This window comes from Campylobacter sp. GB48, assembly GCF_049221845.1.
Lineage (GTDB): Bacteria > Campylobacterota > Campylobacteria > Campylobacterales > Campylobacteraceae > Campylobacter_D > Campylobacter_D lari_C.
Genome location: NZ_JBMJAR010000007.1, coordinates 25,042 through 40,201, shown reverse-complemented (window position 1 = coordinate 40,201; position 15,160 = coordinate 25,042). Strand labels below are relative to the sequence as shown.

At 29.1% G+C, this 15,160-nt stretch carries 18 protein-coding genes; 13 read left to right on the top strand and 5 right to left on the bottom strand.

Going from position 1 to position 15,160, the window contains the following annotated elements; translation table 11 throughout:
- Nucleotides 1-30: 30 nt before the first annotated feature.
- Nucleotides 31-345: a hypothetical protein gene (locus ACOTVC_RS05215; RefSeq protein WP_087690250.1), complete on the top strand. Its 315-nt coding sequence runs from the start codon at nucleotides 31-33 to the stop codon at nucleotides 343-345.
- Here ACOTVC_RS05215 and ACOTVC_RS05210 read toward each other — a convergent pair.
- Together ACOTVC_RS05210 and ACOTVC_RS05205 are read right to left on the bottom strand one after the other, a co-directional pair.
- Entirely contained in the window at nucleotides 342-2,213 is a 1,872-nt protein-coding gene (locus tag ACOTVC_RS05210; RefSeq protein ID WP_087690252.1) for a mechanosensitive ion channel family protein, read from the bottom strand. The two genes, ACOTVC_RS05215 and ACOTVC_RS05210, sit on opposite strands and share 4 nt — an antisense overlap.
- On the bottom strand, nucleotides 2,206-2,847 hold the full coding sequence (locus ACOTVC_RS05205; protein ID WP_214099452.1) for a carbonic anhydrase: 642 nt from the start codon (nucleotides 2,845-2,847) through the stop codon (nucleotides 2,206-2,208). The genes ACOTVC_RS05210 and ACOTVC_RS05205 overlap by 8 nt, the downstream gene beginning before the upstream one ends.
- A gap of 159 nt (nucleotides 2,848-3,006) precedes the next feature.
- Between ACOTVC_RS05205 and ACOTVC_RS05200 the strand changes: the two genes are divergently transcribed.
- From ACOTVC_RS05200 to ACOTVC_RS05160, 9 genes are all read left to right on the top strand, one after another.
- Nucleotides 3,007-3,708 (top strand): Bax inhibitor-1/YccA family protein, encoded by a 702-nt coding sequence (locus ACOTVC_RS05200; RefSeq protein WP_039642435.1) that lies wholly within the window; start codon nucleotides 3,007-3,009, stop codon nucleotides 3,706-3,708.
- A 102-nt stretch (nucleotides 3,709-3,810) separates the two neighbouring features.
- Nucleotides 3,811-4,155 carry a preprotein translocase subunit SecG gene (secG, locus tag ACOTVC_RS05195; protein WP_039619422.1) on the top strand — a complete coding sequence of 115 codons (345 nt, stop codon included), beginning with the start codon at nucleotides 3,811-3,813 and terminating at the stop codon, nucleotides 4,153-4,155.
- Between the two features lie 12 nt (nucleotides 4,156-4,167).
- The gene (frr, locus tag ACOTVC_RS05190; protein WP_214099451.1) at nucleotides 4,168-4,725 is read left to right on the top strand and encodes a ribosome recycling factor; all 558 of its coding nucleotides are present in this window, start codon (nucleotides 4,168-4,170) and stop codon (nucleotides 4,723-4,725) included.
- Between the two features lie 2 nt (nucleotides 4,726-4,727).
- Entirely contained in the window at nucleotides 4,728-5,336 is a 609-nt protein-coding gene (gene pyrE, locus ACOTVC_RS05185) for an orotate phosphoribosyltransferase (protein ID WP_421627886.1), read from the top strand.
- Nucleotides 5,336-5,752, top strand: a complete 417-nt coding sequence (locus ACOTVC_RS05180) for an RDD family protein (RefSeq protein WP_039642439.1) — start codon at nucleotides 5,336-5,338, stop codon at nucleotides 5,750-5,752. The genes pyrE and ACOTVC_RS05180 overlap by 1 nt, the downstream gene beginning before the upstream one ends.
- Entirely contained in the window at nucleotides 5,749-6,771 is a 1,023-nt protein-coding gene (locus ACOTVC_RS05175; RefSeq protein WP_039619426.1) for an aerobic ribonucleoside-diphosphate reductase Ia, B2 protein subunit NrdB, read from the top strand. The genes ACOTVC_RS05180 and ACOTVC_RS05175 overlap by 4 nt, the downstream gene beginning before the upstream one ends.
- Nucleotides 6,772-6,895: 124 nt before the next feature.
- On the top strand, nucleotides 6,896-7,063 hold the full coding sequence (locus ACOTVC_RS05170) for a hypothetical protein (RefSeq protein WP_039619427.1): 168 nt from the start codon (nucleotides 6,896-6,898) through the stop codon (nucleotides 7,061-7,063).
- Between the two features lie 10 nt (nucleotides 7,064-7,073).
- Entirely contained in the window at nucleotides 7,074-8,591 is a 1,518-nt protein-coding gene (locus ACOTVC_RS05165; RefSeq protein WP_087685467.1) for a disulfide bond formation protein B, read from the top strand.
- Nucleotides 8,592-8,680: 89 nt separating this feature from the next.
- A complete protein-coding gene (locus ACOTVC_RS05160; protein ID WP_087685667.1) occupies nucleotides 8,681-9,310 on the top strand; it encodes a protein-L-isoaspartate(D-aspartate) O-methyltransferase in 630 nt (209 codons plus the stop codon).
- Here ACOTVC_RS05160 and ACOTVC_RS05155 read toward each other — a convergent pair whose 3' ends face one another.
- Nucleotides 9,311-9,694 carry a GNAT family N-acetyltransferase gene (locus ACOTVC_RS05155; RefSeq protein ID WP_214116370.1) on the bottom strand — a complete coding sequence of 128 codons (384 nt, stop codon included), beginning with the start codon at nucleotides 9,692-9,694 and terminating at the stop codon, nucleotides 9,311-9,313.
- 117 nt (nucleotides 9,695-9,811) lie between these two features.
- Between ACOTVC_RS05155 and ACOTVC_RS05150 the strand changes: the two genes are divergently transcribed.
- A complete protein-coding gene (locus tag ACOTVC_RS05150; protein ID WP_214098001.1) occupies nucleotides 9,812-10,552 on the top strand; it encodes a carbonic anhydrase family protein in 741 nt (246 codons plus the stop codon).
- 11 nt (nucleotides 10,553-10,563) lie between these two features.
- Here ACOTVC_RS05150 and ACOTVC_RS05145 read toward each other — a convergent pair whose 3' ends face one another.
- Nucleotides 10,564-11,196 (bottom strand): poly(A) polymerase, encoded by a 633-nt coding sequence (locus ACOTVC_RS05145; protein ID WP_214115146.1) that lies wholly within the window; start codon nucleotides 11,194-11,196, stop codon nucleotides 10,564-10,566.
- Nucleotides 11,196-13,004 (bottom strand): translational GTPase TypA, encoded by a 1,809-nt coding sequence (gene typA, locus ACOTVC_RS05140; protein ID WP_039629177.1) that lies wholly within the window; start codon nucleotides 13,002-13,004, stop codon nucleotides 11,196-11,198. Before typA ends, ACOTVC_RS05145 begins: the two co-directional genes overlap by 1 nt.
- A gap of 126 nt (nucleotides 13,005-13,130) precedes the next feature.
- On the opposite strand from typA, the gene ACOTVC_RS05135 reads away from it, so the two are divergent.
- Nucleotides 13,131-13,469, top strand: coding sequence for a hypothetical protein (locus tag ACOTVC_RS05135; RefSeq protein WP_039642443.1), 339 nt, complete (start codon nucleotides 13,131-13,133; stop codon nucleotides 13,467-13,469).
- Nucleotides 13,470-13,472: 3 nt separating this feature from the next.
- The gene (locus ACOTVC_RS05130; RefSeq protein ID WP_421627882.1) at nucleotides 13,473-15,155 is read left to right on the top strand and encodes a flagellar hook-length control protein FliK; all 1,683 of its coding nucleotides are present in this window, start codon (nucleotides 13,473-13,475) and stop codon (nucleotides 15,153-15,155) included.
- Nucleotides 15,156-15,160 lie beyond the last annotated feature (5 nt).

Genomic DNA, 15,160 nt, shown 5'->3' with positions numbered 1-15,160 from the left:
CAAAATAACTCCTAAAAAGGAGTTATTTTAATGCGTTTTTTTCTTATATTAATTTGCATTGGCACTTTTGCATTTGCTTATAAAGTTCAAGGTATTTTAAAAAACACCACCGCACATACATTAAGCATCCAAACAAGTTTTGATAATAACTTAATTATTACCATTTTACCCCAAACACACGTTGATATTTATAATTGTGGAATTTTTGGAAGCAACAAAAAACAAGCTAATGTACAAGATCTAAAAAAAGGAAGTATTGTTAAAGTCAAGGGTAGTAAAAATGGAAGTATCATCATCGCTGAAAAAATTATAGTAGAATGCGATGATCAAAGAAGAGCTTACTAAGATAATAGCTCTTCTTTATCTTCTTTGTTGATTTTTTCTATATAAAGACTTTGTGAAGGAAAAGCAAAGCTAAGTTTATTTCTTTCAACAATTTTCATTAACTCAAGTAAAATACTTTGTCTTGCCTCTCTAAAACCCGCACCACTTATTGCTTTAGTATAAAAATACACCTCTATATCAATAGAGCTTGCACTAAAACCACTTACAGCCACATAAGTGCTATTTTTATAACCTTCTAAATCATTTACTGAAACTAAATTTTGTCTATATCTAGCACGTGTTCCACCATAATTCAACGCACTATCATCAACTTGTGCTATTAAAGGACTAGTAGCTAATAAATATCTTATATCTTCTACGCATTGTTCAAGTTGTTCAGGTTTTGCATCATAGGTTACACCTATAAATAATTTTACATGGCGTCCTATTTTTCTTTTACTCCAGTTTTTTATATTTGCACCCATAATAGTCGAATTTGGCAAAAATACCAAAGAATTATCAAATGTTCTAATAGTAGTTTTCCTAAGCCCTGTTTCAACAACAGTTCCTTCTATACCAGAAACTTCTATCCAATCTCCTTGATTAAAGCTATTATCAAAAAGCAAAAGTACCGAAGCAAAGAAATTTGCAATGATATCTTTAGCTGCTAAAGCCACAGCTAAACCGCCAATACCCAAAGATGCAATTAATGCTGAAATATTAAATCCTAAATGTGCTAAAACAAATAAAACAGCTATCACTATAATGATAAAATATAAAATTTTAATAATTAAATTTACTACTTCACGTTTACCACTTTTTTCAGCAAGCTTTGCCACTATCATCATGCCATAACTATCAAAAACATTAATCACAAGCCAAGCAGTCAAAATAATATAAGCTATAGATAAAATATTACTAATTCTTATATCTATAGGTGCGGGATAATAAAAAATAGTAAAACAAATTCCGATAGCATAAGCAAATAAAAACCAACCTATTGGTCCTTGGAGTTTTTCTAGAAAATGAGTTTTTATTTCCATATTGGCTGAATTTTTTCCAAACAAATGTATAAGTATAAAATATAAAATCTTTGCTAGATAAAATTTCAAAGAATAAAAAAAGACAATAACAGCAATAGAAATAACGATTTTTCCAACATTTACACTACTAATAGAAGTTTGTTCGTTAATATAATTAATTGCGTTTTGCAAACCCAAACCTGTGAATAAAAAATTAGTTTCAAGCAAATTGGCATTATTTCTTAGATAAACTAAAATTTCATTATAAGATTTAATAGTATTTCTTAAGCTGTTTTCATTGATTTCTAAAGTTCTAAGCTGAGCAATATCATTAATTTTTTCTTTATCTAAAGTAAAATTGAACACCAAATCTTCTTTAAGCGAATCAATGCTTTTGTCGATAATATTTCTTATAGTCTGACTTTGAGCTCCTTCAATAAAAACTTTTTCTAATTCAAATATGCATAAGTAAAAATGCTCCGCAGAAGTTAAATTTAAAAGCTTGATTTTATTGTTCACATAATCATAATATCTTTTTTTAACTTGAGCATTTTCAACACTTTTTTGCAAATCATTTTTGGTTTTTAAAAAATCTTTTGCTTCTTTATCATCAATTTTTTGAGAAACAATCTTTAAAGGCAAAGTAGTTAAAATTGCGTCTTTTTGTTTTTCTATTTCTTTAATATTATCTTGAAATTCAGTGCTATTTGTATCACTATTTTTAAAGTTTTCTAGAAGCAAATTAAGTTCTATATAATTTTGTACCAAAGCAAAAATACTATTTTTATCTTCTAAAATATTTTTTTCTTGCCCATATAAAACATTGACAAATAAAAACACTAAAATAAATTTAAAGATTTTATTCATATTTTTTTGTCCTTTCTTGAATTAAAACAAAATTTTCAAAATTAAAATCATATTCATAAATTTCGCCTGTTTCTATGATGTAATACCAAGCATGAAGCTCGATTTCTTTTTTATTTAAAGCTTCCTCTATACCTGGATATGTTAATAAATTTTGTAAAGAATTAACCAAATTCATTTTTTCAGTCATCCAAGCACGCATAGCAAAATCATTACCTGCAACTTTTAAAACATTACTTTTTATAGGCTCAAGCAAAGTGAGCCATTTTTTAACATTAGGCATATTTTTTAAATCATTGTCATCCGCATATAAAGCCGCACAACCTCCACAATTACTATGTCCACAAACAATGATATTTTTTATATGCAAAGAGTTAAAAGCATATTCAATAGCTGAGGTAGTTGCTAAAAAATCATCTCCAACTCTATAAGGTGGAACTATATTACCTATATTTCTAATAACAAAAAGCTCTCCCGGCCCTGTATTGGTAATTAAATTTGGTATTACTCTTGAATCAGCACAACCTATAAAAAGCGTATGAGGATTTTGTTTGTTTTTTAAACTTTCAAAAAGCTCTGCATGTTCTTTAAAATCTTCTTGCATAAATTTCAAAGCACCTTCAATCAAGTCTTTCAAAAAAATCCTTTTTTTTGGTTTTAATAAAACATTATACTAAATTATTTTTACTTAAAACAAATCAATAAATTTATTTTTTATTATATTTTTATACAATTTTAATATTTTATTTATCTTTTTTTTGTAAATTTTAATTTTAAAAAATATTGGAGGATTTTAATGAGTCTTTATGATAGAGATTATTCTAACTCTAAAACTCAAGAATTTGAAGGTTATGCTAGAAGCGATTTAAGCATTTTTATAAAACAAACTTATCAGCTTTTTGCTGCTTCATTATTAGCTGCAACAGCAGGTGCTTACATAGGAATTTTTGCCCTAGCACATTTATTTGCACAATCTCAAGCAACTTTTTGGATTTTATTTATCATTGAAATTGGCTTATTATTTGCATTACAATGGAAAAAAAGAGAGGCTCCGCTTAATTTAATTTTACTTTTTGCCTTTACTTTTGTTTCAGGGCTTACTTTAACACCACTTTTATATTCAGTTTTAGCACTTCCTGCAGGAGCTAGCATCATCGCTCAAGCTTTTGCTTTAACAACAGTAGCTTTTGGTGCTTTAAGTGTATTTGCTATGAATACAAAAAGAGATTTTACTATGATGGGAAAAATGCTTTTTATAGCTTTAATCGTTATCGTAGTAGCTTCTTTAATTAATCTATTTTTCCAAAGCTCACTTGTAAGCTTAGCTATTTCTGGTATTGGTGCAATTTTATTTTCTTTTTACATCCTTTATGATACTCAAAACATCATTAGAGGAAACTATGAAACACCAATCGAAGGTGCTGTTGCACTTTATCTTGATTTTATCAACCTTTTCATCTCTCTTCTTAATATTTTAAGAAGCTTTAATAGCAGATAAAAATTTGCGAGAAATAATCTCGCAAATTTTCTTTACCTCTTTCAAGTTTTTATCAAACTTTTTAAGTTACAATACTCATTTTATTTTCAATAAGGAAAATTTATGACTACTCTTTTAATTATTTTGCAATTTGCAATTGTCGTGATTATTTGTATTGCGGTTTTATTACAAAAAAGTTCAAGCATAGGACTTGGAGCATATAGCGGAAGCAATGAAAGTTTATTTGGAGCAAAAGGTCCTGCGGGATTTTTAGCTAAATTTACTTTTATAATGGGTGTTTTACTTATTGCTAATACAATTGCTCTTAGCTATATGTATAATAATGCTAATTCTAACTCACTTGCTGAAAAAGCAGAACAAATTTTACCAAAAGCACCTGAAACAAATACAACTAGCATTCCAGTTGCACCAAGCGCCCCAATTAGCGAAAGTAATACTAGCAAATAAAAAGGACAAACCATGCTAAATGAAATTTATACTAAACAAAAACAACAATCAGATAAAAGCTTAGAAGCTTTAAAAAAAGATTTTACTACCATAAGAACTGGTAAAGTAAACATCAATATACTTGATCATATTCATGTTGATTATTATGGTAACGCAACCCCACTTAATCAAGTAGCAACAGTTTTAGCAACCGATGCTTCAACCATTAGCATTACTCCTTGGGAAAAATCGATACTAAAAGCTATAGAAAGCGCCATAGCTGCAGCAAACATAGGAGTAAATCCAAACAATGATGGTGAAAGCGTGAAATTATTCTTCCCTCCTATGACAAGAGAACAAAGAGAAGAAAATGCTAAAAATGCCAAAGCTATGGGAGAAAAAGCTAAAGTGGCTATTAGAAACATTAGAAAAGATGCAAATGATGCGGTTAAAAAGCTAGAAAAAGATAAAACAATTTCAGAAGATGAAGCCAAAAAAGCTTATGATGAAGTCCAAAAACAAACCGATAGCTACACAGCAAAAGTAGATGAATTAGTTAAAAATAAAGAAGCAGAACTTTTAAAGGTTTAATAATGAACTTAAAACAAATTTATAAAGATTGTGGAGCATATTTACAAGGGCATTTCTTACTTAGCTCAGGAAAACATTCTGAGTTTTACCTTCAAAGTGCTAAAGTTTTAGAAAATCCAAAACTAGCAGGTGAGCTTTGCGAGGAGCTTGCAAAAGTTATTGCTAGTTTTAACATTGAATTTGATAGTATTTGTTCTCCTGCCTTGGGTGGAATTTTAGCAGGCTATGAGCTTGCTAAAGCTTGCAATAAACGCTTTATTTTCACTGAGCGCGTAGAAGGAGTAATGAGCCTTAGACGTGGTTTTGAAGTAAAAAAAGGTGAAAAATTTATCATTTGTGAAGACATTATTACAACAGGTGGTTCTGCACTTGAAAGTGCAAAAATCATCGAAAGTTTAGGTGGGGAAGTGGTAGGCTTTGCGGCTTTGGCAAATCGTGGCTTTTGCACAGTAAAAAATTTAAACAATCCAAGAAAAGAAAATGCAAAACTGCCTGAAAATTTACCACTTTTTGCACTAGGAAATTTCGAATTTGATATTTATGAAGCAAATGCTTGTCCACTTTGTGAAAAAGGCACCAAAGCTATCAAACCTGGTAGTCGTGGAAACTAATGAAAACTAAAGCAAAAATAGCTACTCGCTTTTTAAGATTTAAAGCTTTTTTGATTGATCTATTTTTGCTTTATGTGCCTGTTTTATATTTATTTTATTTTACACTTGGCTCTAAAGAAGCCTTTTTAAACAATCAACTTATAATTTTTTTATGTTCTTTGCTTTTTGGGCTTATACAGGCCTTATTTTTAGCAAAAAAAGCTCAAAGTCCTGGACTTAAAGCTTATGATTTATATTTAATTGATCTTAAAAATGGCCAAAAACTTAATTTTTTTAGAATACTCTTACGCTATATAATTTTTATCGTAAGTTTTGGTTTATTGATTGGGATTTTGGTAAGTTTTTTAAGAAAAGATACTTTGGCTTTACATGATATTTTAAGCCAAAGTGTTATTGTCACAAAGGTAGAAAAATGAATAGAAAAAGAATTTATAATCCAAAATCAAATGAAACTTTAAATGATAGAAAAGTATTTAATGGTAATCCTCATGGGATTTTAAATTTTACTAAAGCAAAATACACTTGGGCTTTAAAGCTTTGGGATTTAATGGAGGCAAATACTTGGTTTCCAAAAGAAGTAGATACAACCAAAGATGCACTTGATTATCGCTGTAATCTAACCGTAGCAGAAAAAAGAATGTATGATTTAGTTTGGTCTCAACTTATCTCAATGGATAGTTTTCAAACAAACAACCTTGCTGATAATATCAATCCTTACATCACAGCACCTGAAATCAATGCAGTTTTAGCAAGACAAGCTTATGAAGAAGCAAATCACTCAAAATCTTATGCAGTAATGGTTGAAGCAATCTGTGAAAATACAGACTTAATTTATGAAATGGAAAAACATGATGAAACTTTAAGAGAAAAAAATGATTTCATTTCAAGTATTTATGAAGAACTAGCTGGCGAAGTAGATGATAATAAACTTTTACTTGCAATGGTAGCAAATCAAATTTTAGAAGGGGTGTATTTTTACAGTGGCTTTACTGCTATTTATGCTTTAGCGCGCGCAGGAAAAATGCTAGGTTCGGCACAAATGATACGTTTTATACAAAGAGATGAGATCACGCATTTGTTATTATTTCAAAATATGATTAATTCTGTACGCAAAGAAAGACCTGATTTATTTAATGATACTAATGTAAGTAAAATCTATGACATGTTTAAAAAAGCAGGTGAGCTTGAAATCAAATGGGGTAAATACATCACTCAAAATCAAATCATGGGTTTTACAGATGATATTATAGAAGAATATATTCACTATCTTGTTGATCAAAGACTCACTGCTATTAATCTTGATAAAATCTACAACGCAAAACATCCTATTAAATGGGTGGATGATTTTTCTAAATTTAATGATCAAAAAAGTAATTTCTTTGAAAGTAAAGTTACAAATTACTCCAAAGGTAGTTTAAGTTTTGATGACTTTTAAGTCACAAAACTACTCATTTTTTTACACTTCTTAAATTAATTCTTTTTTATTGTTTAATATTTCTAATTTATTAAAAATAATATTATATAATTCGCAGTTTTTATTTTAATTTAAAGGGGTAATTATGGAGTTTTTAGAACTTTTGTTAATCTTTATCGCCATAGTTCTCATGATAGTTAAACCTGAAAAAGAAAAACTAGCTTTTTCTATACTTGTAATTTCATGGGCTATTATGGTATTTGACTATCTAGGTCGTAAATCAGGCGCAATCTTAGGCCTAATGAATCTATAAGGTGGCAAACATGTGTGATATTAACAAAACTAAATTCTTTTACTTTTTAATGTGTTTGGCAGGTTTTTTAGTTATTTTAATGCCTGTTGGAACAGCAAATTTAATTTTTGGCTATATGTTGGGCGATAGCCCTTGTACTTCTTGCTGGGGCCAAAGAGAATCTATGATTTATATCGGTGTAGCGGCTTTATTTATTGTACGCTATGGTATGAAAGGTAAATTTTTAGCTTTCCTTTTGATTGCAACTGCATTTGGTTTATGGCAATCATTCAACCATGTAAGTGGCCATGCGCATCGCGATCTTGATCAAGGTTTTGGCTTACCTATTTTTGGTTTACATACTTATTTTTGGGCTGAAGTGGTATTTTGGGCTGTGGTTTTATTGCTTGGTGTTATTTTTGCTTTTGCTCCAAAATTTGGCTCATTTGAAAAAGAAATGGAAGGCGCAAGCTTTAGAAAATTAACTAAATTTAACTTAGCTGCTATGGTTATTGTTGCTTTTATTGTAGCTTCAAATGTATTTCAAGCTTTCGTAAGTACTGGTCCTATTCCATATAGTGGACAAGGCGATCCGGTTCGCTTTAGTTTAAATCCAAAATACATCATTTGGGATGACTCAGGCTGGAGTAAAAGCTGGAAAAGCATTTCTTTCTTAGGAAAACGCGATGTTAAGGAACCTGATTTTGCTTTTGCACCTGCTAGTGAAAAATTAGGTATTCAATTTGATAATAACATTAGCAATGCTCCATTTGCAAATATTGATGATAATCTAAAAATTACAAGCGAAATGAAAATTGATCTTCCTAAGCCTATCAATACTCTTGATTATATTAACGGAGAGTATGTTGCAAGCTCTAAATGGGAAGTATTTTTCTTAGATGATAACTTTAGCACTAAAGCAGACTTTCTATTAGATCCATATTTTTCAGCTACAATTAACCCTATTGTAGGAATTATTCCTTATTTAGACAATAAATACATCTTAATGGGCTCTAATAAATCTTTCTTGAGATTTGCTCAAAATCCTAACGCAGATGAAGCATTACAATATGCTGATTTTATGAGAGGAGCAAATAATTTCGAAGGACAAGGTAAAGATCTTGGTCGTGGTAGAATTGATACAGTTAGAGCTAAATTCCATCATGTTTTAAGCACAACAACAGATGGAAAATATATGTATCTTGCTACTGTTCCAAACAATAAAGATGCTAAAACTTTTGTAATCTCTAAAATTTCTTTAGCAGATAGAGTTCTTTCAGCTGAATTTACTCCTAAAGCTGACTTAAAAGAAGGAAAAACTTTAGGCGATCTTTATGTAACTTCAATGGCATTTAAAGATGGTAAAATTTATGCATTAAGTAAAAAACATAATGTTATTGCTGTAATTGATTTAGATAAAGAAGAAATTGTAAAAACTATTTCTTATCCAGAAAATATCACTAATGCAAGAAGTTTATTCTTCAAAGATGGCAAAGCACACATCTTATCTTATCAAGATGGATCAAACATCCTTTATACGCTTGATTAATCTTAAGGCGTTTTACGCCTTAAGAATTTTAAGATAAATAAATAATTTTTAAGATAAAATAACACTTTTTTACCAAGGAGTGCTTATTGATTCATATATTTGAACAAAAACAGTGTCAAACAATGGCAGAAGAAATTCGCAAAAATACTTTCATCAATGAAGAATTATTTGAAGCTTTTTGTTCTACTCCAAGGGAAATTTTTTCACCTTTAAAAATGCATGCTTATAGGCTTGATGCTCTTCCTTTAATGGGAAATCAATGGATAAGCTCGCCCTTAACCGTAGCTAAAATGACTATGGCGCTTGATTTTAAAGATGCAGATAGTGTTTTAGAAATAGGCTGTGGTAGCGGGTATCAAGCTGCAATTTTAAGTAAGCTTATTAGAAGAGTTTTTACCATAGAGCGCATTGAAAAACTTGCGATTAGCGCTATAGAAAAATTTAAAAAACTAAACTATGCTAATATTCATGTAAAATTTGATGATGGGCAAAATGGTTGGAAAAATTATGCGCCTTATGATAGAATTTTACTCTCAGCTTATATAGAGCATATCCCAAATGTATTATTTGATCAACTTGAAAACAATGGAATTTTAGTAGCTCCTTTACTCATAGGAAATCAACAATTTATCACTAAATTTACCAAAAAAGATGGCAAGATTAGTAAAGAAGTTTTAGACGAATGTCTTTTTGTGCCTATCAAAGATGGTAAAGAATAGTTAAAATTTCATTTTTAAAACAATAAAACCATATTCATCTTTATATTCACTCTCTTGTAAAAAACCATTTTTCTGATAAAATTTATATGCCTTATAATTATCTTTATTTACTTCAACATATTTCAAATGATAATTATTTACAGCTTTAGATATTAAAGCAGTACCTATACCTTTGTTAAAATATTTTGACCTTAAAAACAACATTTCAATTTTATCGTCCACAAATGCTAAAAATCCAATCATTTCATCTTTATCATAGCAAATCAAATAATTTAAACTAAAGAATACTTGAGAATTTAAAAGATCATTTTTAATCTTTTCTCTATCAAAATCAGATAAAAAATCATGGGAATATTTTACACTATCCTCCCATATATCAATCAATTTATCCTTAATATTATCTGTAATTTTTTTAAAATATTTAATTTTAATATAATTATTTTTAAACATAAGCTTCTTATAGGATTTATTTTTTTATAATTATACTAAAAAAGGAATATTATGAGTTTTAAAAAAATACTTTTTGGTTTATTTACCACTAGCATGCTTTTTGCCTATGAGCAAATGCCTCAAAATGCCTCACATGGAAATTTCTTAGACAAAGACAAATGGAAAAATTTAGATAAAAACTGGATTTATTGTGAAAGTGGATTAAATCAAGATTTTATCAATATAAACAGTAAAAAGGTTACAAATAAAAATCATTCTTTAGAATTTAACTATTCAAACGATTCTTTTGGCTTAATAAATGATGGTTATACTATAAAAATGCATTTTGCAAGCAATGGAAGCCATATCGTGCTAGATAATACAGCCTATAATTTATCTCATTTTCACTTTCACGCTCCATCAAAAATTTCTATTGATAAAAAGTCTTACCCTTTAGAAATTCATTTTAGTCATGTAAGTCAAAAAGGCGATATAGCAGTGGTTGCATTATTTTTACAAGAAGGCGTGGAAAATCCTTTTATTAAAAAAATCATTCGTGCTTTTCCTAAAAAAGAAGGCGATAAGCTTTATATTCAAGGCTTAAGTGCTAATGAGTTATTACCAAATGATCTTCAATCTTTTTATATCTTTAAAAACAAACTCAACAAGCCTTGTAATCAAAAAATCACTTGGATAGTTTTAAAAGATATAAGCTATGCCTCTAAAGAGCAAATCCAAACCATACAAAATTTAATGGGAAAAAATGAGAATTTAAAAATACAAGAAATTAATAATTTAGAACAAAATGATTAAGTAAGCTAAACTTAATCATTTATAAAAGCTTGAATTTTTTCTAAATTAGCTCTAAAAAGTTTAAAATTTAACTCGCAAGATATTTTTAAATCAGCAAAAAAAGGATTTTTCAAACTTGCTATGAGCAAGTAATCATCTTTTTTCAAAACTCTTTGTGTAGAAAATTCTTTATCTTTTACTTTTTCAAAAATACTTTCATTAGAGTTAATATCTTCTTTTAATTTCTTACTATAAAGCAAAATTCCACAAAAGAAATTCCCAAATTCATCTTTAAATTTCACATCATAAAGAATAAAATCATCAAAAATAAAAGAATTTTGAGAATGATAAGTTTTTAAAGAAAAATCAAAAGCAATTTTTTCAAAATCTTTTTGATCAAAACCTTGTTTGTCAAATTTAGCATTGTTTTGTTTTAAAAATTCTTCACACATTTTAAATACAAGCTCATTGCGTCCCCACATAAGCTTTCTTCCTAAAATTCTAAAAAACAAAACTCCTGCTAAAACAGCAAAAAATAAAGCTATAATCACATCTTTGCTAAATTGAAAAGCAAGAAAAAATATAACCAAAGCTTCAGCAAATGCTAAAATTTGTAAAGCTTTGAGTCTTTTATTTAAAGCTTGTCTTATGGCTTCAAAATCCATTAAGACTTAGCCTTTTCCATTCTTTTTCTTTGAGTAGGATCAAGATATCTTTTTCTAACTCTAATATTTTGTGGAGTAACCTCTACAAGCTCATCTTCTTCTATCCACTCTAACGCTCTTTCAAGGCTTAATTTTCTAGGCGGTACAAGCTTAATCGCATCATCACTACCACTTGCCCTAACATTCGTTAAATTTTTACCTTTAATAGGATTAACATCTAAATCATTTGGACGTGAATGCTCGCCTATAATCATACCTGTATATACTTTTGTTTGAGGATCGATAAACAACACCCCTCTATCTTGCAAATTAAATAAAGAATACCCTAGCGCAACACCATTTTCCATAGAAATTAATGCACCATTATTTCTTTTTTCAACTGCCCCGCTAAATGGACGAAACTCTAAAAAGCTATGGTTCATCACACCCTCGCCTTTAGTATCTGTTAAAAATTGTGATCTAAATCCTATAAGCCCGCGCGCAGGAATTTCAAACTCAAGTCTTGTTTGACCATCTCCAGTTGGTGTCATAGTTTTCATTTCAGCTTTTCTTTTACCTAGTTTTTCAATCACCACTCCGGTAAAATCATCAGGCACATCAATCACTAAATGCTCAAATGGCTCTGTTTTAACTCCATCTTCTACCTTAACGATAACTTCAGGTCTTCCCATGCAAAACTCAAAGCCTTCTCTACGCATATTTTCCGCTAAGATAGTTATTTGAAGCTCGCCTCTTCCGCTTACTTTAAATTTACCCTCGCCTGTACTTTCATATTTCATAGCAATATTAGTTTTCATTTCCGCTTCTAAGCGTTCTGCGATTTTATTTGAAGTTACATGTTTACCTTCAGTACCTGCTAAAGGACCATCATTTACTGAAAATACTATACTTAAAGTTGGTTCTTCTATATGCAAAGGATCAAGTGGCATAGGGTTGTTTGGATCTACCACACTATCTCCCACATCTAAAGCTTCAAAACCTGCAATCGCTACAATATCGCCTGTCCCTGCTTCTTCAATATCCATTTTTTCTAGACCCATAAAACCAATAAGTTTTGAAATTCTTCCATTGATTTTAGAACCATCTGCCTTAGCAAGCATTACATTTTGATTTTTCTTTACTTTACCATTAAAAATTCTTGCAATTCCTATTTTACCAACGAAATTATCATAACCTAGAGTAAAAACTTGAAGCTGCAAAGGGTTTTCATCGCTACCACTTGGAGCAGGTACGCGCTCAAGTATAGTCTTAAACAACGGCTCCATATTAGTGCTTTCATCTTCAAGTGCGAGTTTTGCATAACCATTTTTAGCAGCCGCATAAACTACAGCAAAATCAAGTTGTTCATCATTTGCCTCTAAAGCCACGAAAAGATCAAAAATTTCATTGATTACTCTTTCAGGATCAGCAGCTGGTTTATCGATTTTATTAATAACAACAATAGGTTTAAGTCCTAAAGATAAAGCCTTTTTTACCACAAATTTAGTTTGAGGCATAACCCCTTCTTGTGCATCAACTAAAAGTAAAACCCCATCAACCATTTTTAATACACGCTCAACTTCGCCACCAAAATCAGCATGGCCTGGAGTGTCTATGATGTTTATTTTAGTGCCTTTATAATTAATAGCAGTATTTTTAGAAAGTATAGTAATACCTCTTTCTTTTTCTATATCGTTGCTATCCATTACGCGCTCTGCTATTTGCTCACGCTCGCTAAAAGTTCCTGATTGCTTTAAAAGCTCATCCACCATCGTTGTTTTTCCATGGTCAACGTGAGCTATAACGGCTATATTTCTAATATTATCCAAGTTTTTCTCCAAAGTCTTAAAATTAAAATCTAATATTATATAAAAAAATACTTAAAAATTAAGATTAAAAATTTGGAACACTTGTTGCTTTTCTCTGAGATAAGAATTATTTTTAAGGAGAAAAATATGTCAAACTTGGGAACTCAAATCTTTAACGCTAACTTAGAAAAACAAGGAACTTCAGTTTTAAATAGTAAGCATTTTATGGAACTTTTAAATTATTTAGAAGTTGTAAATTCAAACGAAGAAAAAGAATTAAACTATGCAAAGCTTTCAAGTAAAGTAAGCGAAATTTTAGATGATGTTCATAATGAAAATGCTGTTTTAAACGCTAAAAATATAGAAGAATTGTTAGTAATATTTAAAAACTTTAATCTTTCTCATGAAAATTTAAAACTTGATTGTGCAGCGCAATTGCAAAATTTATTTCCAAATTTAGCAAAAAATAATTTTTTAGTAGGTTAATTAATGTCAAATATCCAAGCAGGCGATGCTTTAAATTTACTAAGCATCGCTCCACAAAATGAAAATCCTAGTAAAGAAAGTACTAATTCACAAAACGATGGAGAGGAATTTTTAAATTCCTTATTGCAAGCAATAAATGAAAAAGATGGAAGCATATCAAAAGATTTTAAAGCATCACAAAAAGAAAACTCAAGCAAAGATAAAGACTTAAAAGACACCAATAATAAACTTTCGCTAGATGAAAAAGATGCTATAAAGCTTTTTGAGGGTGCAAATTTTATGCAAATTCTTTCTTTATTAGAGGTTTTACAAAGTGATAGCAAGGATATAAAATTAAATAAACTTGTCCAAGATAATACTGCCATTTTAGCTCTTGAAAGAAACTTGCACAAGTTGAAAAATATAAAAAATATTAATGAGCTTTTCAATGTTGCAAAAGAGCTTGGATTAAATATAAAAAACATAAAATTTGAACAAATTAAAGATTTAAAAGAAACCTTTCCAAATCTTGATAAAAAAGGTTTTTTTAAAACTTCAAATTTAAACAATAAAGACTTAATTGAACCACAAAAACAAAACAATACTAATGTTTTTCAAGATTTAATCAATCAAAAAATCACTAAACTTTTAAAAGAAGAGCCAAATTCAGGTAAAAATATAAAAAGCAAAGAAAATGAAGGTATTTCTTTGCTTTCTTCTGCTTTAAAAAATATAGAACTCCCAAAAAAAGATGTAAAAGCAAAAGAAAATATTCAAAACATCGATTTTAAAGAAAAATTTATAGAAAAAATTCAAATTCAAGATAATAAAGAAATCAAAGACACAAAAAATATAAAAAATATTAGCAAAAATGATAAACTAAATGATATTGAGCTTATCAATCTAACTCAAAATCCAAACTTAAAAAAAGAAATTAAAGACAAAGAAAAGATAGATTTTAAAGAAATATTAAAAAGTGAGAAATTAACCACCAGCGAAGATAGCTTTAGTAAAAAAATAAGTTCTGTTTTAGAAAATTCAAAAGATTTAAAAACCGAACTAACAAATACAAAAAATATCCAAAATTTACAAAATCAAGATTTGAAAATTAACTTAGAAAATTTACTAAATACTCAAGACAAACAATTAAAAACAGACAAAAATACTCAAAACACAGACAGTTTTAGTGATATTTTTAAAAGCACTAAAGAAGTTATAAAAGATGAAAAAGATCATAGCGAGGAAAATTTAAATTCTTATGTGAAAGAAATGAATAGAGTTTCTAATAATTTTGTAAAAAATCAAAATATTCCTATGAAAGAAACTTTCAATGATTTTGCTCAAGAATTTAAAGAAAAACTAGAAAGCTATAAAGCACCTATAACACGCTTTAGTATAACTCTTAATCCACACAATCTTGGGGAAGTAGAAGTTACCTTGGTCCAAAGAGGATCTAATCTAAACATCAGCTTTAATTCTAATCAAAATACTTTAAATCTTTTCATACAACATCAAGCTGAGTTTAAAAATGCTCTTGTAAATATGGGCTTTACAAATTTAGAGATGAATTTTAACAACCAAGAAAGAAAAGAGCAAAATAATCCACAAAGACAAAAAAACAATAATAATAAAGAAGATAAGGTGAATTTTGAAAAAGAAATTCAAGAAAAACCAAGCTTAGAAATGGTTTTGGCAAAATATTTTTAAATGGA